Origin of the sequence: Streptomyces sp. NPDC000404, from assembly GCF_040300365.1 — a bacterium.
Taxonomy (GTDB): domain Bacteria; phylum Actinomycetota; class Actinomycetes; order Streptomycetales; family Streptomycetaceae; genus Streptomyces; species Streptomyces ramulosus.
In genome coordinates this window covers 370,915-390,747 of sequence record NZ_JBEPDN010000003.1, presented here as the reverse complement: position 1 = coordinate 390,747, position 19,833 = coordinate 370,915, and the positions used below count along the sequence as shown (strand labels likewise).

The window sequence follows — 19,833 nt, the reverse complement described above, 5'->3', positions numbered from 1 at the left end:
GGCCCCGCGGGCGCCGGACGCGGCCGAACCGGCGCGGCCGTACCGGACGGTGGGTACGCCTCAGCTCGGCGCCGCGGTGCGGCCCCCGCGCAGGCCGGGCGAACCGGCCGACGGTCCGCCCGGCTTGGGCGGAGACGTCCCGATGGCCCGCCCGGCCCGCCGTACCCGCCCGCCGAGTTGCCGCCCGGCGGTGGCGGCGGAACGATGAGACGGGTGAGCGACGCACGCGAGGCCGTCGGGCCGCACCCGGAGCCGGATCCCGCCGCACCGCCCGGAAGGCTGCGCCGGATGCCGGCGCCGCCGGGCCCACCGGCCGCGTCCTACCTGCGGTATCCGCATCTGAACGGCGATCTGCTCTGCTTCACCGCCGAGGACGACCTGTGGGTCGCGCCCCTCGTGCCGGAGGGCACCGAGCCGGAGCGCGCCCGGCGGCTGACCGTCGACCGCACCCGGGTGGGCCATCCCCGCTTCTCCCCCGACGGCCGCCACATCGCCTTCACCACCTGGCGCTCCCTCGACCCGGAGGTGCACCTCGTCCCGGCCGAGGGCGGTCCCGCGCGGCGGCTGACGTACTGGGCCAGCACGGATGCCCGGGTCTGCGGCTGGACGCCGCCGGACCAGGACGGCGTCTCCCACATCCTGGCGGTCGCCTCGCACGGCCAGCCGTTCTCGTACTACTCGTGGGCCTACCGGCTGCCCGTGGACGGCGGGCCCGGTGCGCGGCTGCCGTGGGGTCCGGTGTCCGACATCGCCGTCGCCGATCTGGCCGGGGAGCGGCGCACCCTGCTGCTCAGCGGGAAGCCGCCGCACGAGCCGGCGTCGTGGAAGCGGTACCGGGGCGGTGCGATGGGCCGGATGTGGCTGCACGGCACCCGGTTGCTGCCGAAGCTGCGGGGCCATCTGGACGCGGTGATGTTCACCGGCGGGCGGATCGCGTTCCTCTCCGACCACGAGGGTGTCGGCAACGTCTACTCCTGTCTGCCGGACGGCTCCGACCTGCGCCGCCACACCGACCACGACGACTTCTACGCCCGGCACGCCTCGACCGACGGCTCCCGCATCGTCTACCAGTGCGCCGGTGACCTCTGGCTGGTCGACGACCTCGCGCCCGGCGCCCGGCCCCGGAAGCTGACGGTCCGGGTCGGCGGGCCGCGCACCGGGCGCCGGACGTACCAGGTGCCGACCGCCTCCAACGTCACCTCGCTGGCGGTGGACACCACCGGCCGGGCCAGCGCGATCGGCGTGCGCGGCAGCCTGTACTGGCTCACCCACCGCGACGGTCCGGCGCGCGCCCTGCACGATGTGCCGGGCGTGCGGGTGCGGCTGCCGGAGATGCTGGGCGACACCGGCCGGATCGCGTACATCACCGACGCGGAGGGCGCGGACGCCGTCGAGATCGCCGGGCTGCCGCGGGCCAGCGGGGCGGGCGAGCCGCGGCGGCTGGCGGCGGGGCGGCTGGGCATGGTCCAGGAGACGGTGGCGTCGCCGGACGGCACCCGGCTGGCGGTGGCCGCCCACGACGGCCGGCTGCTGCTGGTCGACGTGCGGCGGCCCGAGGACCGCGAGGCGGAGGAAGAGTCCGGGGTGGAGGGCGACGACTCCTCGGCCGAGCGTCAACTCCCCGACGAGGTCGCCGAGTTGATCCGGTCGGCGAACGGTCCGGTGCGCGATCTGGCGTTCTCGCCGGACTCGCGGTGGCTGACCTGGTCACATCCGGGGATCGGCCGGTCGCTGCGGCAGATCAAGATGGCCCGGCTCGCCGACCGGATGATCGTGGACGTCACCAACGGCCGGTTCGAGGACGAGCAGCCGGTCTTCACCCGCGACGGCCGCTATCTGGCGTTCCTGTCCTGGCGCGGCTTCGACCCGGTCTACGACGTGCACACCGGCGATCTGTCGTTCCCGCTGGGCTGCCGCCCGCACCTGGTCCCGCTGTCGTCCGCGACGCCGTCGCCGTTCGCGCTGTCGCCGGAGGGCCGGCCGGCCGCCGGCGGGCTCGATCCGGAGGAGAACCCGCCGCTGTCCGAGGGCCCGGTGCTGATCGAGGTGGAGGGGCTGCCCGACCGGGTCACGCCGTTCCCGGTCGCCGCGTCCAAGTACTCCTCGCTGCGGCCGGTCGCGGGCGGCGGTCTGGTGTGGCTGCGCTGGCCGATCTCCGGGGCGCTCGGCGAGACGTTCGCCAACCCGGACAACACCTCGGGCCAGCCCACCCTCGAACACTTCGACCTGGTCAAGGCGCGGCGCACCGAACTGACCTCCGCGCTCGACCGGTTCGCGCTCAGCGGCGACGGCACCCGGCTGGTCGTCAACGACGAGGGCGACCTGCGGGCCGTGCCCGCCACCGAACAGGCCGACAGCGACTCGACGGTCCATCTCGATCTGCGGCGCATCCTCCACGAGGTGCACCCGGAGGCGGAGTGGCGGCAGGCGTACGAGGAGGCGGGCCGGATCGTCCGGGCGTACTTCTGGGACCCGGGGATGTCCGGCATCGACTGGGACGCGGTGCTCGCGCAGTACCGTCCGCTGCTGGACCGCGTCGCCACCCCGGACGAGTTCGCCGATCTGCTGCGGGAGGTCCTGGGTGAGCTGGGCACCTCGCATGCGTACGTCGTCGGGGCGCGGCGCAACGAGGGCCCGCCGCACTACCAGCGGGCGATGGGCCTGCTGGGCGCCAACTTCGTGCCGCGCGAGGGGCGTTGGGTGCTCAAGCGGATCCTGCCGGGCGAGTCGTCGGACTCCAAGGCCCGCTCGCCGCTGGCCGGTACCGGCATCCGGGAGGGCGCGGCGCTGACGCACATCGACGGCCGCCGGGTCGATCCGGTGGCAGGTCCCTCGCCGCTGCTGTCGGCGGCGGGCGGGACGACGGTGGAGCTGACGTTCGCCCCGGCGGAGGGGACCGGGCCCGCGCGCCGGGTGGCGGTGGTGCCGCTGGTCGACGAGCGGCCGCTGCGCTACCAGGACTGGGTGCAGCGGCGCCGGGCGGTGGTCCGGGAGCTGAGCGACGGCCGGTGCGGCTATCTCCACATCCCGGACATGGGCGGCTCGGGCTGGGCGCAGTTCAACCGCGATCTGCGGATGGAGGTGTCGCGCCCGGCGCTCATCGTCGACGTCCGCGGCAACGCCGGCGGCAACATCTCCGAGCTGGTCATCGAGAAGCTGACCCGCACCATCATGGGCTGGGACCTCACCCGCGACGCGCAGCCCGTCTCGTACACGCAGAATGCGCCGCGCGGGCCGGTCGTGGCGGTCGCCGACGAGATGACCTCGTCCGACGGCGACATGATCACCGCGGCGTTCAAGCTCCAGGGCATCGGCCCGGTGGTGGGCATGCGCACCTGGGGCGGCGTGGTCGGGATGACCGGGCGGCACCGGCTCGGCGACGGGACGACGATCACGGTGCCGATGAACGCGGCGTGGTTCAAGGTGTACGGCTGGGGCGTGGAGAACCACGGCGTCGAACCCGACATCGAGGCGCTGCGCTCCCCCCTGGACTGGGCCGAGAACCGCCACCCGCAGCTCGGCGTCGCCGTCCGCACCGCCCTGGAACTCCTCGACCGCCACCCGGCGGCCACGCCCCCCGATCTCTCGGAGGCGCCCGATCTGCGGCGCCCGGAGCTGCCGCCGCGGTGAGGGCCCTGGGCGGGGCGGGGCGGGAGCGTACGGGCGGGGCTGCCGCCGGGAGCCGGGACGGTGCGGGCGTGCGGGCTCGGCGTCGGGGCTGCCGACGGGCCGGGTGAGCCGCCCAGGGCCCGGCCCCAGCTGCCGCCGCGCCGGGTGAGCCGGGGGCCCGGCCCCGGGCGGCCGTACATGCGGAAGGCGCACCTGGTGTGTGGTCCGGGTGCGCCTTGCGCATACGGGGCGGGCCGCCGGGGTCAGTACCCGGTGGGCTCCGTCGGTTCGGTGCCGCTCTCGGGCTCGCCCGGCCCGTCGGTGGTCCCCGCGCCGCGCCGGGCCGCCTCCGCGTCGGCCTCCGCGCGCGCCCGCTGTGCCAGTTGTTCGGCCTTGGCCTGGAACTGCTCCCTGAGCCCCATGCTGTTCACTCCCGTCCACTGTCGGGTGCCGGACGCGACCAGCCTTGCACGCACCGTGGGCACCCGCATTTCGATCAACCGGTGTGCGGCGGGCGGACGGCTGCGTGATCAACGGGGCGGCGCGGCCGGTTGGTTGACCGCCGGGCCGGGGCCGGGAAGGCCGCGGCCGGGCAGGTCCGGCACCCGGCCCCGCGGCCCGTCACCCGCCGCACGTCACCGCCCGGCCCGCGTCACCGCCCGGCCCGCGCCTTCTCGTCCGCCTCGCCGCCGGCGCCGACCAGCCCGACGTCCATCCCGTCGAGCCGGTCCCCGAACCGCCGCATCTCCCGCTGCCCGACCGTGCCGATCAGGGCGGGCAGGTAGCCGCGGACCGACTGCATCCCGCGCAGCCACCACTGGCCGTAGACGTGCGCGGAGCGCCGCTCGACGCCGTCCGCGATCCGGTCGACGGCGGGCCCCAGCGGATACGTCTTGTTCGACGGCCAGGGCAGCCGCGAGCGCAGCTCCCGCATGATGTCGTCCTGGTCGGCGCCGCGCACCATGTCCGTATCGGTCCAGCTCAGATAGGCGACACCAACCCGTACGCCCTTGTGGCCGACCTCGCCGCGCAGGCTGTGCGCGAACGCCTCGACGCCGGACTTGGAAGCGCAGTACGCCGTCATCATCGGCGCCGGGGTGAGCGCGGCGAGCGAGGCGATCTGGAGGAAGTAGCCGCGCGACTCGGTGAGGACGGGCAGGAAGGCGCGGGCGGTGACCGCGCCGCCGATGAGGTTGACCTCGATGACCCGCCGCCACGCGTCCGGATCGGAGTCGGCGAACGGGCCGCCGGTCGCCACCCCGGCGTTGGCGACGACCGCGTCGACCTTCCCGAACCGCTCCTTCACCTCGGCGGCGACCCGCGCCATCGCGGTGTGGTCGGTGACATCGGCGTACCAGTGGTGGGCCGGGCCGCGCAGCGAGAGCGCGACCTCGCGCAGCGCGTCCGGCTCCAGACCGACCAGCGCGAGGGTGGCGCCGCGCGCCGACAGTTTGCGGGCCAGCAGCTCACCCACCCCGCGCGCCGCCCCGGTGACCACCACGACCTGCCCCTGAAGCCCGTCGCGCCCGCTCATGCCGCTTCCCCCTTCGTCTTTCCGCCCTTACGCCGCGACGCGGTGTCGCCTGCCTTCTCTCCGGAAGGCTCCCTGAGGGATTCCCCGGGCTCCCCGGCTTTCTCTCCGGAAGGCTCCCTGACAGATCCCCCGGGCTCCGCCGTCAGATGTTCGGCCACCAGCGCGCGCAGCCGGGCCGCCACCGCGCCCGGGTCCTCCAGCGGGGTCATGTGTCCCAGGCCCGGCAGCTCCGTCAGGCGGCGGCAGTCGGGCAGGACGGACGCCAGCCGTCGCGCGTGCACCACCGGGGTGAGCCGGTCCGCGGTGCCGACCACGACCTCCGTCGGTACGGCCAACCGCGCGGCGCCGCCGGTGAGTTCGAGCCCGTACAGCACGTGTCCCCAGTGGGCGCGGACGCCGGCCGGGCAGGCGTGGACGATCCGGGCGCACGCCTCGACCTGTTCGGGGGAGGAACCGGCGCCCATCGTGGCGTACTTCAGGGCCGCCCTCGTCACCGGGCTGACGGGACCGAGCGGCGCCCGGGAGCCGAGCATCAGCCGGTGCGCCCGGCGGCGGCCCTCCGGGGTGCGCAGCGGGATGACCCGCGATTCGGCGGAGAGGTCGGCGGCGCCGGTGCTGCACAGCAGGGCGGCGGCGGCCCGGTCGCGCAGTGCGGGGCGGTCGGCCGCGGCCATGATCGTCATGCCGCCCATGGAGTGGCCGCCGACGACGGCGCGTTCGCCCGGGGCCAGCGTCGCCGCAAGGACGGCGATCAGGTCGTCGGCGAGGGCGGTGGTGCTGTAGCCGCCGGGCCCGGGGGCCGGGCTGCGGCCGTGTCCGCGCTGGTCGTAGACGATGACGCGGTGGTCGGCGGCGAGGTCGCGGACGACCGGCGCCCAGAAGGCGGTGGAGCAGGTCCAGCCGTGGGCGAGGACGACGGCCGGGGCGTCCTCGGGCCCGTGGATCTCGGTGTGCAGCCGCGCGCCGCCGGAGACGACGTGCAGCGTTTGGCGGGGCGACGGCGGGGCGTACGGTCCGCTGGTGACGTGTCCGGGGCGCTTCATACGGCGGCCTCCTCGGTGCGGGCGGCGGGGGCGGGGGTGCGGCGGCCGGCCGGCGGGCGCAGCAGGGCGTACTCGGCCAGGTCGACCCGGCGGGTCTCGCGCCGGAACTCGGCGGTGGTGCCGGGCCAGGCGGTGGTGTTGCGGCCGTTGGCGTCGAGGTACCAGCTGTCGCAGCCGCCGGTGGTCCACACGGTGCGCCGCATCCGCCGCTGCATGTGGTCGCTCCAGGCGGCCACCGCCTCGGGGCGGGCGTCGAGCGCGATCTCGCCGCCGAGGACGTCGAGTTGGTGCAGGTAGTCGGCGAGATAGTTCAGCTGGGACTCGATCATCAGGATCATCGAGCTGTTGCCCAGGCCGGTGTTGGGGCCGATGAGGGTGAGGAAGTTGGGGAACCCGTCGGCGCTGCCGCCGCGCAGCGACTCCATGCCGTCCTTCCAGCGTTCGGCGAGGGTGATGCCGTCGGCGCCGGTGACGCGCTCGGCGATCGGCATGTCGGTGACGTGGAATCCGGTGCCGAAGACGATCGCGTCGGCCTCGGTGCGGCTGCCGTCCGAGCCGATCAGGGTGGCGCCGTCGACCTCCCGCAGCCCGGCGGCGATCACGTCGACATTCGGCTTGGTGAGCGCCGGGTAGTAGCTGTTGGACAGCAGGATGCGCTTGCAGCCGATGCGGTAGTCGGGCGTGAGCTTGGCGCGCAGCGCGGGGTCCTTGACCGCCAGCCGCATGTGCGCGCGGCCGACGGCTTCGACCAGACCGAGTTCGTTCGGCCGCTTGGTGAAGGCGCTGACCTGGAGTTCCCGGATGCCCCAGAGGATGCCGCGGCGGGCGGCGCGGGTGGCGGGCACCGTGGCATGCAGCCAGCGCTCCAGCCCGGTGATCTTCCGGTCGGCGCGCGGCAGCACCCAGGCGGGGGTGCGCTGGAAGAGGCTGAGGCGGCCGACCTCGGGCTGGATCGCCGGGACGATCTGGATGGCGGAGGCGCCGGTGCCGATCATGGCGACGCGCTTGCCGCGCAGGTCGTAGTCGTGGTCCCAGCGGGCGGAGTGGAAGACCTTGCCGGGGAAGGTGGCGAGGCCCGGGACGTCGGGGATCTTCGGGTCGGAGAGCGGCCCGGTCGCCGAGACGAGGACGTCGGCGGTGAGCGGTCCGCGGGCCGTCTCGATCTCCCAGCGCAGCGCGTCGCCGTCCCACCGCGCGTGCTCCACCTCGGCGTGGAAGCGCAGGTGGGGGCGGAGCCCGAAGGTGTCCGCGACATGCTCCAGATAGGCGCGGATGTGCGGCTGCCCGGAGAAGTTCCGCGGCCAGCGGGGGTTGGGGGCGAAGGAGAACGAGTAGAGGTGCGAGGGCACGTCGCAGGCGCACCCCGGATAGCTGTTGTCGCGCCAGGTGCCGCCCACCGACCCGGCGCGCTCCAGGACCACGAAGTCGGTGATCCCCTCCCGGCGCAGCCGCACGGCCGCCCCCAGACCGCCGAACCCCGATCCGATCACCGCCACCCGCACGTGTTCCCGCTCGGACATGCCACCGCCTCCCCGGACCACCGACACCACCAATCGCGCCAGCAATCACTGGCACGGTTGGAGCGTAAGGCAGCTCCGTACCGAGCGGTAGAGGCCGCGCACAGGGAAGTTACCGGCGGTCGCACCCCGGGCCGCCGGCCGCGCCGCACATAAGGTGACCGGGTGGCCGCGAACGAGAACCCGAACGACCAGCCCAAGCAGCGCGAGTTCCGGATGACGGAGCTGGCCGCCGAAGCCGGTATCACCGTCCGGACGCTGCGCTTCTACCGCGAACGCAAGCTGATCCCGCCGCCGCGCCGCGAGGGCCGTATCGCCTGGTACAACGAGCACCACCTCGCCCGGCTCCGCTCCATCGCCGCCCTCCTGGAGCGCGGCCACACCCTCGGCGGCATCACCGAACTCCTCGCCGCCTTCGAGAGCGGCCGCGACGTCGGCGAACTCCTGGGCCTGGACTCGACGTTCGTGACCCCCTGGTCCGACGAGACCCCCGTCCGCCTCACCCCCGAGGAGCTGGCCGACCACTTCAGCGGCGACGTCACCGCGGAGAACCTCGCCGCCTCCCTCGACATCGGCTATCTCGCCGTCGACGGCGACGAGGTCGTCCACACCAGCCGCCGCCTCCTGGACGCCTCCACCGCCCTCGTCGCCCGGGGCATCCCGCTCGCCGCCGTCCTGGAGGCGGGCCGCGCCGTACGCACCCACGCCGACGCCGTCGCCGCCATCGCGACGACCCTGATCCGCACCCACCTCGTCGACCCGCCGACCGGCACGCCCCCCGCCCCGCAGGACATCGACCACCTCGCCGCCACCATCGAGGAACTCCACCCCGTCTTCCAGGCCGTCATCGACGCGGAGATCACCATGGCGATGGACCGCCGCGTCCGCGCGGAGCTGGACAGTTGGATGCGGGGGGAGGCGGGGGGCGGGGACGGGGAACGGGCGGAGGGCGAGGGAGGCGCTTAGCCGGGCGCCGAGCCGCCGCCGCTCAGCGCAGAGCCGGGATGTTCCCCTGCCGCCAATCGTCCACGCGTTTACGGATGCTGGGCACCATTGGCAGTCCGTCAACTTCCTCCGGAGCGAACCAGCGTACGGCCGTGGACTCATCCGATACAGCCGGCGTCCCCCCGACCGGTCGGCCAAGAAAACAGATCGAGAACTCTTGGCGCACCTCCCCATCGTCATAGGCAAACACATGCCCGGGATTGGTGTAGGTGCCGATAATTCCCGTCAACTCAATGTCGATTCCGGTCTCTTCACGGGTTTCCCGTACCGCACACTCGGGGAGCGATTCACCGAAATTCATGGCTCCACCCGGCAAAGCCCACATGCCGTTGTCCACGCGCCGTTGGAGCAGAATGCGCCCGGCCTCATCCACGACGACCACCGAGGCGGCCGGCACCAAGCTGTTGGCTTCCGGGGCGTTCGGCTCGTTCTCGTAGTCGCGCCTAGCCATCGCTTGCGTCTCCCCATACGGGCGTGCCGTTGCTCCACAGTTCCTCAACGTGTGAAGCGAAGCGGTCGAACATGCCGTCATCTTGGTAGCGGCGCAGATGAAGCGTCGGTGCATCATGCCCGACGCGATGCGTCAGGAGTGGAGTGGCGATCATGTCGTGGTCGAAACGGAAGATGGACAGGTACGCGTGACCGCCACTGAACCGGGCTTCGATCCCCGACTGAGACCTGATCTTGTCCAGCTCGGAGAGAGTGACACGGATACGGGTGGAGAGATTGAGCGCTACGCCCTCCTCTTTTTCCCGAGAACGAGTCAACTCACTGTCCGGGTCACCGATGAGGAACCGGACCCGACATCCTTGCGCCGCCTTTCGGCGTAATGCGGTCCCGAACCGGGACTGCTCAAGCCAGAAGAAGTAGTTGGTGTATCCGGCGAAGGTCAGCTCACGCTCCGCATTGGTGATCAATGACCGCCACAGGGACGCGGGACACCCGGAGCGGTACGGATACACCGAGACCACCTCGCGGTCAGGGCCAATCTTGACCGCCTTCTTCGCTGCTGCCGGCCACAACACGGACTCCCCCTCTCCAAGCACCTCACAGGTGATCCAGCGATGCCGTGCACGGGGCACTCTGCCGGTCTCGGTGATCCACCGGCCAACGGTCTTGATGTCCACACCGCACCGCTCGGCCAACTGGCGGTCCGTGACATGCGCTTGAGCCATGGCGCGCCGCAACGCTTCGTTCAAGGCTTCTCCCCAGGACGTTAGGGACGAATTCCACGGTAGACGTTCTCCGTACTCAACGGTCCCCGTACGGAGTGGAAACGCCCCTCACGAGGCGAAACGGTTGGACCATGAACGATCAGCAGACGAGAACCATGACGCCCCCGGTCCATCTGCCCTTGCCCGCCCTTGCTCCCGCCCCTGTCGCCGGATGCGCGGTGTGTGACGCGCTGAGCCGGCAACGGGACGATGCGCGGGCACGGGGTGACATGTCCAAGGTCTCGGACCGGAACGTCGAGATGCGCCGGCATCCGCACACAGGGGTGGGGAAGTGACCCGTACCGCGTACCGCTTCGTACCGTTCACCATCAAGCAGGACCTGGCCGCTGAGCCGACCTACTCGGCGTTCTGCGTGTCAGGGGACGAGAAGGAGTGCGAACAGTCATCGGACGAGTGGCTCACCCCGCATCCTGTCGAGGTCTGGATGCGTGAGCACACGAGGGAGACCGGTCACAGCCGGTACCGGCGTGAGTTCGTCGACTACGCAGAGGTGACGCAGCACGACGTCTAGTACCGAGATTCCCGCCCCGGCCTCTCCTACGAGAGGGATGGCGGCCGAGTCGGCGTAAGCGGTTCAGGGGTACAGAAGCCCCGTCCGGCGACGGTGAGGATGACCACGCCGGACGGGGCTGCCTGCTACCCGCTACACGTCAAATACGGCCGTCACCGGCGCATGATCGCTCCACCGCGTGTCATAGCTCTCCGCGCGTTCCACGAACGCCTTGGTCGCGCGGCGGGCGAGGCCCGGGGTGGCCATGTGGTAGTCGATGCGCCAGCCCGCGTCGGTGTCGAAGGCGCGGCCGCGGTAGGACCACCAGGAGTACGGGCCGTCGGTGTCCGGGTGCAGGGCGCGGACGACGTCGACGTAGCCGCCGGCGGACTCCGACAGCACCTCGGTCAGCCAGGCGCGCTCCTCGGGGAGGAAGCCGGACTTCTTCCGGTTGGCCTTCCAGTTCTTCAGGTCGGCTTCCTGATGGGCGATGTTCCAGTCGCCGCAGACCAGCACCTCACGCCCGTCCGCCGCCGCACGGGCGCGCAGGTCGGTGAGGTACGGCAGGAATTCCGCCAGGAAGCGCTCCTTCTCGTCCTGGCGCTCCGTGCCGACCTCGCCGGACGGCAGGTAGAGCGAGGCCACCGTCACACCGGGCAGATCGGCCTCGACGTAGCGGCCGCTCGCGTCGAACTCCGCCGAGCCGAAGCCGACCCGTACGGCGTCCGGCTCGCGCCGCGTGTAGAGCGACACCCCCGCGCGCCCCTTCGCCTCGGCCGGGGCGTGCACGGTGTGCCAGCCCTCCGGCTCGCGGACCTCCGCCGGGATCTGGGCGGTCTCCGCGCGGACCTCCTGAAGGCACAGCACGTCCGCGGCGGTCTCCGCCAGCCACGGCACGAAGCCCTTCTTGGCGGCGGCGCGCAGACCGTTCACGTTCACGGTGGTCACGGTGAGCAAGGCGGGCTCCTCAGGTTCGCAAGCGGCGGCAGCAGTCCCACGCGTTCCCCGTCACGGTGAGCACCCCGGCACGATAACCGGCCCACCGGGCCCGCCCGCAAAGCCGCTCGCCCGGTCCGGCGGGTGCGCCGTACGCTTTCCGGAATGGAGACCGGTGTGGAGATACGTCCCGTTCGCTACGACCACCCCGACGCGGTGGTCCTCGACGCGCTGGTGCAGCAGGAGTACGTCCGCCGCTACGGCGAGACGGACTTCACACCGCTCGACGCCGCGATGTTCGTCCCGCCGCGCGGCACGTACCTGCTCGCCTACGACGGCGACCGCCCGGTGGCCACCGGCGGCTGGCGGACCGAGGAGGACACCGCCAAGGGGTACGCCGCCGGAGACGCCGAGATCAAGCGGATGTTCGTGATCGAGGAGGCCCGGGGCCGCGGTCTGGCCCGGCGCATCCTGGCCGCCCTGGAGGCCGACGCCCGGGCGGCGGGCCGCACCCGGATGGTGCTGGAGACCGGCACCGAACAGCCGGAGGCGCTGTCCCTGTACGCGTCCTGCGGATATCTGATGGTCCCCGAACCGGAGAAGTTCGGGGAGTTCCGGACGTACGACGACAGCCGGTGCATGCGGAAGGCGCTGGCGTAGCGGCACGGGCCGCTCCGGCCCGGCCTTTCCCTCCGGAGCCGCCCGGTGCCGAAGAGGCCGCCCCGGGGCACCCTCCTGCGGGGCTCCCCCGTACTAGGGCCTCCCACGGCACCGCCGCGGTGGCCTCGGTCCGCCTGCGACGCCGACCGTGATCAGGTGGACGAAGCGGTGGCCGTCCGCCCGGTTTCCCTGACACGATCCGGGTGTGACCACGTTGTTCCTGATGGTCGGCCTGCCGGGGGCGGGGAAGACCACGAGGGCCCGGCAGCTCGCCGAGGAGCACGGCGCGCTGCGCCTGACGCCCGACGACTGGATGATTCCCCTGTTCGGCACGGCGGAGCCGGACGGGAAGCGCGATGTGCTGGAGGGGCGCATGCTCCGGCTCGCCTTGGACGCGGTCGGGCTGGGCACCGGCGTGGTGGTGGATTACGGCTGCTGGTCCCGGGACGAACGGTCCGCGATCCGCTGGCTGGCCAGGGCCGAGGGCGCGCGCTTCCGCATGGTCTACCTCCCGGTGGACGAGGAGACCCAACGCGCCCGGATCGCCCGCCGCCGGGCCACCGCCCCCGAGGAGACGCTCCCGCTGACCGAGGCCGACATCCGGCACGGGCGGGCGCGCTTCGAGGAGCCCGACGCGGCGGAGCTGGCAGGCCGTGGGGCCGCCGGCCCGCCCCCCGGCTGGGCGGACTGGCGGGCGTGGGCCGCCGACCGGTGGCCGTCGTTCACCTGACGGTGTGAGCCCCGCGCTCCAGGTCGCCCGCGAGGCCCCGCGCTCCCGCATGCGTCCGCGCCCCGCCCCGGGCGGCGTTTCCGTACCCTCCCGCCGGGCGCCTCCTCCTGTTTGACAGGTCTCCGCCGACCTCTCCATACTCATTCCACTAATCAACTAGCTAAAGGGGTGAGCCGGGTGCGCGACCAGAGCCCATGGGCGATCGAGGCCGACGGCCTGGGGAAGAAGTACCGCCGCGGCTGGGCGCTGCAGGACTGCTCGTTCCGGATCCCGGCGGGGCGTATCTGCGCGCTGGTCGGGCCCAACGGCGCCGGCAAGAGCACCTTCCTGGGGACCGCGACGCGGCTGGTGCAGCCGTCCACCGGCTCGCTGCGGCTGTTCGGGGTGCCGGTCTCCGACCCGGCGGCCTTGAAGCGGTTCGCGTTCCTCGCCCAGGACAAGCCGCTCTACCCGCGCTTCACGGTGGCCGAGACGCTGCGGATGGGCCGCGAGCTGAACCCGGACTGGGACCAGGCCCTGGCCGAGCGGATCGTGAAGTCCGGCAACGTCCCGTTCACCGCCAAGGTCGGCACCCTCTCCGGCGGCCAACGCACCCGCGTCGCCTTCGCGCTGGCCTTCGGCAAGCGGCCCGATCTGCTGCTGCTCGACGAGCCGATGGCCGACCTGGACCCGCTGGCCCGCCACGAGATGGCCGGGCTGCTGATGGCCGAGGCCGCCGAGCACGGCACGACCGTCCTGATGTCGTCCCACATGCTCTCCGAGATGGAGGACATGTGCGACTTCCTCCTCGTCCTCTCCGAGGGCCGGCTCCGGATGGGCGGCCCGACCGACGAACTGGTCCCCGCGCACTCCCTGGTCACCGGCATGGCCGCCGGCAACGGCCTCCCGGACGAGCTGTCGCGCCACCACACCGTCGTCGAATCCAAGGTCACCGGGCGGCAGTTCACCGCCCTGGTGCGCCCCGGCGGCCCGCTCTCCGACAGCTGGGACGTGCAGGTGCCGGGCCTGGAGGAGGTCCTGCTGGCGTATCTGCGGTCGCCGCAGGCGCCCACCTTGATCGCGGACGAGGCCCGCCTCGACGGCCCGGCCGCCGGACGTGCGGCATGACCACCGACATCCGGGCGGAGCACCGCCCCCGCCACGAGGAACACACCCCCGACATGAGCGACACCACCACCGGACGCGCCCGGGGCGGGCTGCTGCACGGCCTGCCCTGGCTGGTCTGGCGCCGCCACCGCACGGCCCTGGCCACAGGCCTGATCATCACCGTGCTGCTCTCGGCGTACTTCGCGTACCAGCACTTCGCCGTGGTCGACTTCGTCCAGCAGTACGGCTCCCGGGCCGGCGAGAAGACGACCGTGAAGTTCGGCGAGGAGTTCGGCCCAGCCTTCCGCGGCGGCGCCATGCTGCTGCAGTTCCTGCCCGCGCTCATCGGTCTCTTCCTCGGCGCCCCGCTGATCGCCGGGGAGCAGGAGCACGGCACGATCCGGCTGGTCGCCACGCAGTCCGTCAGCCGCGGCCGGTGGATCGCCGCCACGCTCGCGCTGCCGCTGACCGTCGTCGTGCTCTGCACCACCGCGCTGTCGATGACGTACCGGTGGATGTGGCTCCCGGCCCGCAGCATCGCGTTCCAGGGCGACTGGCTGATGAGCGGCCCGTTCGACGTCACCGGCCCGATGCTGCCGGCCATGGCGCTCTTCTACGCGGTCTGCGGCATCACCCTCGGCATGCTCCTCAAGCGGATGCTCACCGCGATGGTCGCCCTCGTCGTCTTCATGGGCGTGTTCAGCATCAACTGGAGCCGCCTCACCGAGCACCTGGCCCCGCTGCGGCACGCGTTCGCCCCGCTCGAACAGACCCCGTCGATCGCGGCGGACTCCATCTACATGGACAACTGGATCGCCACCGCCGACGGCAAGCTCTACGGCATCGGCACCTGCATCGACGAGCCCAGCGAAGCCGCCATCGACGCGTGCCGGGCCAAGATGGGCATCACCCAGGAGGTCACCGACTACTTCGCCTTCGACCAGATGGCGGGCATGCAGTGGCGGGGTTCGCTCATCCTGCTGGCGGCGAGCGTGCTGATCCTCGCCTTCGTGGCCTGGCGCGCCCACCGGCGGCCGCTCTGAGCGCCGACCGGCCCGTCGCCCCCGGTCACCAGCCGTGCCGCGCTTTGACAGCCGGTAGTGGCCGCACCATCATCAATCGGTCGGACCGTACGGAGTCCGGCTCCCACGGCCTACGGTGGCGGTGGGGGCGGCCGGGCCCGCACGGGGCCGCCGGGCCGCGACGGGTGGAAGAGTCGGAGAGGTGGTGAGCGTGGTCGAGTTCCGGATCGACCGGCGCAGTGGCGTGGCCACCTACCTCCAGATCGTCCAGCAGGTCCAGCAGGCGCTGCGGCTGGGCATCCTGGTCGAGGGCGACCGGCTGCCCACGGCGGCGCAGGTCGCGGCCACCACCAAGGTCAATCCGAACACCACGCTGAAGGCCTACCGCGAGCTGGAGCGCGAAGGCCTGGTCGAGCCGCGCCCCGGCCTCGGCACCTTCGTCAGCCGCACCCTGGCCCGCCCGGAATCCGCCGCCGACACCCAACTCCGCGAGGAACTCCGCGCCTGGATGACCCGGGCCCGCACCACCGGCCTCACCCGCGAGGACACCCAGGCGGAGTTCAACTCCGTGCTGCAGGAGACGTATCCGGAGGGGGGCTGACGGGGGCCGGGGGGGCCGGGGGGCTTTCCGGCTGCTGGCTGCCAGCTTCCGGGGGGCTGCTGGGACTGGCGTGCTGCTGGGCTTCCCTCGCTGTCGGGCTTCTCTCGACGTCGGGGGCCCATACTGCCGGGAGTCCTGCTGCCGGGGGCCTGTTGGGGCTGCTGGGCCACTGGGCTTGTCGTGCTGCCGCGACGTCGGGGCTTCCCTCGCTGCCGGGGACCGTGCCGCCGGGACCCGCGTGGCTGGTGCTTCCCGTGACGTCGGGGCTTCCCATGCCGTCGGGTTTCCCCTCTCCTCCGGGGGCCCGCGCCGCCGGGAGTCCCGCACTGCCGGGAGTCCCGCACTGCCGGGAGTCCCGTGCTGCCGGGGCGTCCGTGGCACTGCTGATGGGCGGTGCCGCCGGAGGCTCGTGGTGCTGAAGCTCTCGTGAGGCTGCCGGGGCGCTGTGGTGCCGGAGTTCTGCGCGCGCTGTCGGGGCTCCGCAGCCGGCTCTCCGTCTGCGACGTGGGGTCGCTGCCTGATCTCCGTCTGCGACGTGGGGTCGCTGCCTGATCTCCGTCTGCGACGTGGGGTCGCTGCCTGATCTCCGTCTGCGCCGATGGGCCTGCGCCGATGCCTCCGTCCGCGCCGCCGGATCCGCGGTGCTGGTGGCGGCCCCGGTCGCTGACGGCGGCCCGGGCGCCCGCCGGGCCCCGGGCCGCCGCCGGACGCCTGCCCGTCGTCACATCGCCCCCGAGAGTCCACGCGGCTCCCGGGGACGTCCCGGTTTCCAGTGGGCTCCGGCGGCTTCCGGGGCGTTCCCTCCGGGCTCCGCTTCGGCGGGCGTCCCGCCGCCTTCGGGCGCCTCGGCGGGACGCGCCCGTTACCGCAAGGGCCCTGCCCCAGGGGCGCTCCCGCTCGGCGGCGGCCCTGCCCCTGGGAGCGGGGCCGCCGGCCGGTCGACCGCTCCCGCTTGACCCTTACGTCACGTCAGGGCGCACCCTGTACGGGTAACGGGGGCGGCCGGCCCCGGACCCCTACGGGTGGTCCGGGGCTCCGCCGCGAGGAGCCATGACGGAAGGGCGCCGCGATGAGCTACACGGTCGGCCAGGTCTCCCGCTTCGCGGGAGTCACGGTGCGCACCCTGCACCACTACGACAAGGCCGGGCTGCTCAGCCCCGGCGACCGCAGCCCGGCCGGGTACCGCCTCTACAACGACGCCGACCTCGCCCGGCTCCAGCGGATCCTCTTCTACCGCGAGCTGGGCTTCCCGCTCGACGAGATCACCGACCTCCTCCGGGCTCCGGACGCCGACCTCCTCGACCGGCTGCGCGCCCGCCACCGCCGGCTCACCGAGGAGATCACCCGCCTCGGCCGCCTGGTCGAGGTCGCCGAGCGGGCCATGGAGGTCCAGCAGACCGGCGTACGGCTGACACCCGACGAACGGTTCGAGGTGTTCGGCGAGGTCGCCTTCGACCTCAGCTACGCCACCGACGCCCAGCGCAAATGGCAGGACAGCGCGGGCCACCAACGCGCGATGGCCCGCGCCGGCACCCACACCAAGGAGGACTGGGCCCGCCTCATGGCCGAGGCCGCCGCCTGGCGCACCCGCCTCCTCGCCGCCCACGACGCCGAGGAACCACCGGACGGCCCGACGGCGATGGACCTGGCCGAGGAACACCGCGCCCACATCAGCCGCTGGTTCACTCCCTGCCCCACCGACATGCACACCCGCATCGCCGACGACTTCCTCACCGACCCCCGCGCCTTCACCCTCCTCATCCCCCCATCGGAACAACGCCCCGGCCTGGCCTCCTACCTGCACACGGCCATCCACGCCAATGCGGTACGGGGGCCGGGGGCGGGGCCGGGATCGAGTGCGAGCCCCGGAAAGGGATCGGGCACAGGCGCGGGCGCAGGCGCGGGTGCGAAACCTGAGGCGGGGACGGGCACCGGGGCCTCGTCACCTGCGGCCGGAGTGAAGACGGAGCCGACCAAGGCCGCGACGGAACCAGCCGGAACGGAGTCACCTGAGACCACGCCGGAACCGGCCGGGACCGCGACGGAATCAGCCGGGTCCGCGGCGGAATCAGCCGGGGCGGGGCGCCCGTCACCGCCGGGAGCACCGCCCGCGCCCTGACCTCGTCGTACCGTCCGACGCACGGCCACGCACGCCCTGTCGGCCCTACCGGCGCACGAAGCAGCGCCACGCCGCCCACGGCCGCTGCCCTACACCCACCCGGCCTCCCTCAGAAGAAGACGGGAGGCACTTCGAGACGAACCGGTGCCCCCTCCCGGACGCCGGACGACACCCCCTAACAGCAGCCAGGCCTCCCTGTACGGCCGACCGGAGGCCCCGCACGGGGCGACGGATCGCGACAGGACACCACCGGGAAACAGAACAGCCCCCACGGGCCGCCCGCAAAGCCTCACCCCCAACGTCACCGGCCGGACTGAACGAGCCGGAGGGACTGGACAGACCGGGGGAGGACCGGACGGGCCGGGGGCCATGGGGGCCGGACGGACCGGGGGCCGGGGGACCGGACGGACCGGATCGACTCCCTTACGGACGGACCACCCTCATACGGGCCGAGCCGAACCGCCCGAACCACGCCTCACCCACAACCGCCCCGCTCTCCCCCTCCTCCTCTCCCCCGCCGCTCCAGTCTCAGTTCTCAAGGCTCCGGTCCACTCTCACGGCTCCGCCCCAGGTCCGCGCGCAGGGCTCCGGACTCACGGCTCCGGCCTCAGGTCCACTCTCAGGGCTCCGGGCTCACGGCTCCGGCCTCAGACCCACTCAGGGCTCCGGACTCACAGCTACCGACCCCAGGTCCGCTCTCAGCGCTCCGTCGCCGAATTGCCGGGCCGCACGCTCACGGAAGGCAAGCTCCATGAAGATCCTCATCACCGCCGCCGGCTCCTACGGCGACGTCGCCCCGTACACCGGTATCGGCGCCGCCCTCATCGCCGCAGGTCACGAGGTGGCGATCGCCACGCACGACACCTTCGCCCCGCTCGTCCGCGCCGCCGGACCGGAGTTCCGGCGGCTGCCCGCCGATCCGCACGCCCGGCGCCCCGGCGACGCCGGTCCCGGTGCCGGGCGCGGCGGTCAGCGGGCCCTGCTGCGCACCGCCGCCGCGTTCATCAACGAGCTGGGGGCGGGCATGGCCGACGCCGTCACCCCGGACACGGAACTGCTGCTGCTCTCCACGACCACCGCCCCACTCGGCCGCCAACTCTGCGAGGCCCACGGCATCCCCGCACTCGATCTGCCCCTCCATCCCACCGCCCCCACCAGGGAGTTCGCCCCCGTGGTGTCCGGCGGCCGGAACCTGGGCCCCTGGGGCAACCGCATCGCGGGCCGCCTCGCCCCCCGCGTCGTCGACCGGCTCTACGCCGACGCGACCCGGGCCCTCCGCACCCGCCTCGGCCTGCCGCCCGCCACTCCGGGCGCCGTCCGCCGCCGCATCGAGGCGACCCGGCCACGGGTGCTGCACGGCTTCAGCGAGGTCCTGCTGCCGCGCCCGGCCGACTGGCGCCCCGGCCTCGACGTCGTCGGCAACTGGTGGCCCTGGCACGCCCCCGACGCCCAACTCCCGCCGGAAATCCAGGACTTCCTGACCGACGGCCCGCCCCCGGTCTTCATCGGCTTCGGCAGCATGGCGGCCGGCGAGGGCGAACGTCTCGGCGCACTCGCCGTACGAGCCCTGCGCCGCGCGAAGGTCCGCGGCATCCTCCAGTCCGGCACCGCGGGCCTGACCACCCCGGCCACCCACCCCGCACCCGGCCACGAAACCCGCACCCACACCGCCCCTCACCCCACCGCCGACACGGGCACGAGCCCGGGCGCCTCCTTCACGGGAACGCGCACGGGAACCACCCCGGCCACCGGGACTCCCACACGCACCACGCACGCCCCAGGCACCGCGTCATGCGCACCCACCGCTTCGCCCGCACCCACCGCATCCGACGTCCTCACCATCGGAGAGGTCCCGCACGCCCTGCTCTTCCCCCGCACCGCCGCCGTGGTGCACCACGCGGGCGCCGGCACCTCGGCCGCAACGATCCGCGCGGGCGTCCCGAGCGTGCCCGTGCCGGTCACCGCCGACCAGCCGTTCTGGGCAGGCCGCCTGGCCACGGCGGGGGCGGCCACCTCGCCGATCCCGTTCGCCGCGCTCTCCGACGACGAGGCCGCCGACCGGCTGGCCGCCGCACTCATCCGCGCCACCACCGAGCCCGCACTCCGCGCCCGCGCCGCCGACGCCGCCCGCCGGATGGCCGCGGAGGACGGCATCGCCGCCGTAGTCTCCGCCGTGGCACACCTGGCCGACTGACAGCACCTACGACGAACCGGCCCACCCCTTCGCCCACACCTGCTCGCCCCGG

Annotated in this window: 16 protein-coding genes and 1 pseudogene; 10 read left to right on the top strand and 7 right to left on the bottom strand. The window is 73.3% G+C overall.

Features of this window, described 5'->3' with window-relative positions; genetic code table 11:
- Positions 1-288 precede the first annotated feature (288 nt).
- A complete protein-coding gene (locus tag ABT345_RS07655) occupies positions 289-3,630 on the top strand; it encodes a S41 family peptidase (protein ID WP_345090792.1) in 3,342 nt (1,113 codons plus the stop codon).
- 242 nt (positions 3,631-3,872) lie between these two features.
- On the opposite strand, the gene ABT345_RS07650 is transcribed toward ABT345_RS07655, so the two are convergent.
- The 4 genes from ABT345_RS07650 to ABT345_RS07635 form a co-directional block, all read right to left on the bottom strand.
- Positions 3,873-4,031: a hypothetical protein gene (locus ABT345_RS07650; RefSeq protein ID WP_345090410.1), complete on the bottom strand. Its 159-nt coding sequence runs from the start codon at positions 4,029-4,031 to the stop codon at positions 3,873-3,875.
- Between the two features lie 230 nt (positions 4,032-4,261).
- Positions 4,262-5,143, bottom strand: coding sequence for an SDR family oxidoreductase (locus tag ABT345_RS07645; protein ID WP_345090407.1), 882 nt, complete (start codon positions 5,141-5,143; stop codon positions 4,262-4,264).
- A complete protein-coding gene (locus ABT345_RS07640; RefSeq protein ID WP_345090404.1) occupies positions 5,140-6,186 on the bottom strand; it encodes an alpha/beta fold hydrolase in 1,047 nt (348 codons plus the stop codon). The genes ABT345_RS07645 and ABT345_RS07640 overlap by 4 nt, the downstream gene beginning before the upstream one ends.
- Positions 6,183-7,706 carry a flavin-containing monooxygenase gene (locus ABT345_RS07635; protein WP_345090401.1) on the bottom strand — a complete coding sequence of 508 codons (1,524 nt, stop codon included), beginning with the start codon at positions 7,704-7,706 and terminating at the stop codon, positions 6,183-6,185. The genes ABT345_RS07640 and ABT345_RS07635 overlap by 4 nt, the downstream gene beginning before the upstream one ends.
- Before the next feature lie 213 nt (positions 7,707-7,919).
- On the opposite strand from ABT345_RS07635, the gene ABT345_RS07630 reads away from it, so the two are divergent.
- The gene (locus ABT345_RS07630) at positions 7,920-8,669 is read left to right on the top strand and encodes a MerR family transcriptional regulator (RefSeq protein WP_345090789.1); all 750 of its coding nucleotides are present in this window, start codon (positions 7,920-7,922) and stop codon (positions 8,667-8,669) included.
- Between the two features lie 22 nt (positions 8,670-8,691).
- Here ABT345_RS07630 and ABT345_RS07625 read toward each other — a convergent pair whose 3' ends face one another.
- Together ABT345_RS07625 and ABT345_RS07620 are read right to left on the bottom strand one after the other, a co-directional pair.
- Positions 8,692-9,159 (bottom strand): NUDIX hydrolase, encoded by a 468-nt coding sequence (locus ABT345_RS07625; protein ID WP_345090398.1) that lies wholly within the window; start codon positions 9,157-9,159, stop codon positions 8,692-8,694.
- Positions 9,152-9,907: a DUF5919 domain-containing protein gene (locus ABT345_RS07620; protein WP_345090397.1), complete on the bottom strand. Its 756-nt coding sequence runs from the start codon at positions 9,905-9,907 to the stop codon at positions 9,152-9,154. Before ABT345_RS07620 ends, ABT345_RS07625 begins: the two co-directional genes overlap by 8 nt.
- 307 nt (positions 9,908-10,214) lie before the next feature.
- Between ABT345_RS07620 and ABT345_RS07615 the strand changes: the two genes are divergently transcribed.
- Positions 10,215-10,454: a DUF7848 domain-containing protein gene (locus ABT345_RS07615; protein ID WP_345090395.1), complete on the top strand. Its 240-nt coding sequence runs from the start codon at positions 10,215-10,217 to the stop codon at positions 10,452-10,454.
- A gap of 132 nt (positions 10,455-10,586) precedes the next feature.
- On the opposite strand, the gene ABT345_RS07610 is transcribed toward ABT345_RS07615, so the two are convergent.
- Positions 10,587-11,390, bottom strand: a complete 804-nt coding sequence (locus ABT345_RS07610) for an exodeoxyribonuclease III (protein ID WP_345090392.1) — start codon at positions 11,388-11,390, stop codon at positions 10,587-10,589.
- A 156-nt stretch (positions 11,391-11,546) separates the two neighbouring features.
- Between ABT345_RS07610 and ABT345_RS07605 the strand changes: the two genes are divergently transcribed.
- The 7 genes and pseudogenes from ABT345_RS07605 to ABT345_RS07575 all read left to right on the top strand — a co-directional run bounded on the left by ABT345_RS07605 (position 11,547) and on the right by ABT345_RS07575 (position 19,781).
- The gene (locus ABT345_RS07605; protein ID WP_345090786.1) at positions 11,547-12,029 is read left to right on the top strand and encodes a GNAT family N-acetyltransferase; all 483 of its coding nucleotides are present in this window, start codon (positions 11,547-11,549) and stop codon (positions 12,027-12,029) included.
- Positions 12,030-12,234: 205 nt separating this feature from the next.
- Positions 12,235-12,759, top strand: coding sequence for a P-loop nucleotide/nucleoside kinase family protein (locus tag ABT345_RS07600; RefSeq protein WP_345090389.1), 525 nt, complete (start codon positions 12,235-12,237; stop codon positions 12,757-12,759).
- A gap of 177 nt (positions 12,760-12,936) precedes the next feature.
- Complete coding sequence (locus ABT345_RS07595) at positions 12,937-13,866, top strand: ABC transporter ATP-binding protein (RefSeq protein ID WP_345090386.1); 930 nt, start codon at positions 12,937-12,939, stop codon at positions 13,864-13,866.
- Positions 13,863-14,888, top strand: a complete 1,026-nt coding sequence (locus ABT345_RS07590) for an ABC-2 membrane transporter-related protein (RefSeq protein WP_345090383.1) — start codon at positions 13,863-13,865, stop codon at positions 14,886-14,888. Before ABT345_RS07595 ends, ABT345_RS07590 begins: the two co-directional genes overlap by 4 nt.
- Positions 14,889-15,069: 181 nt before the next feature.
- Positions 15,070-15,468: a GntR family transcriptional regulator gene (locus ABT345_RS07585; protein ID WP_345090380.1), complete on the top strand. Its 399-nt coding sequence runs from the start codon at positions 15,070-15,072 to the stop codon at positions 15,466-15,468.
- Positions 15,469-16,537: 1,069 nt separating this feature from the next.
- Positions 16,538-17,308: pseudogene (locus ABT345_RS07580) on the top strand (MerR family transcriptional regulator); the annotation flags it as partial.
- Between the two features lie 1,030 nt (positions 17,309-18,338).
- Complete coding sequence (locus ABT345_RS07575; protein ID WP_345090377.1) at positions 18,339-19,781, top strand: glycosyltransferase; 1,443 nt, start codon at positions 18,339-18,341, stop codon at positions 19,779-19,781.
- Positions 19,782-19,833 lie beyond the last annotated feature (52 nt).

Bases quoted from the DNA above. Each gene is read 5' to 3' on its own strand.
- ABT345_RS07590 (WP_345090383.1), top strand. From the start codon at position 13,863: ATGACCACCGACATCCGGGCGGAGCACCGCCCCCGCCACGAGGAACAC.
- ABT345_RS07650 (WP_345090410.1), bottom strand. From the start codon at position 4,031: ATGGGGCTCAGGGAGCAGTTCCAGGCCAAGGCCGAACAACTGGCACAG.
- ABT345_RS07635 (WP_345090401.1), bottom strand. From the start codon at position 7,706: ATGTCCGAGCGGGAACACGTGCGGGTGGCGGTGATCGGATCGGGGTTC.
- ABT345_RS07655 (WP_345090792.1), top strand. From the start codon at position 289: ATGCCGGCGCCGCCGGGCCCACCGGCCGCGTCCTACCTGCGGTATCCG.
- ABT345_RS07625 (WP_345090398.1), bottom strand. From the start codon at position 9,159: ATGGCTAGGCGCGACTACGAGAACGAGCCGAACGCCCCGGAAGCCAAC.
- ABT345_RS07630 (WP_345090789.1), top strand. From the start codon at position 7,920: ATGACGGAGCTGGCCGCCGAAGCCGGTATCACCGTCCGGACGCTGCGC.
- ABT345_RS07575 (WP_345090377.1), top strand. From the start codon at position 18,339: ATGAAGATCCTCATCACCGCCGCCGGCTCCTACGGCGACGTCGCCCCG.
- ABT345_RS07640 (WP_345090404.1), bottom strand. From the start codon at position 6,186: ATGAAGCGCCCCGGACACGTCACCAGCGGACCGTACGCCCCGCCGTCG.
- ABT345_RS07645 (WP_345090407.1), bottom strand. From the start codon at position 5,143: ATGAGCGGGCGCGACGGGCTTCAGGGGCAGGTCGTGGTGGTCACCGGG.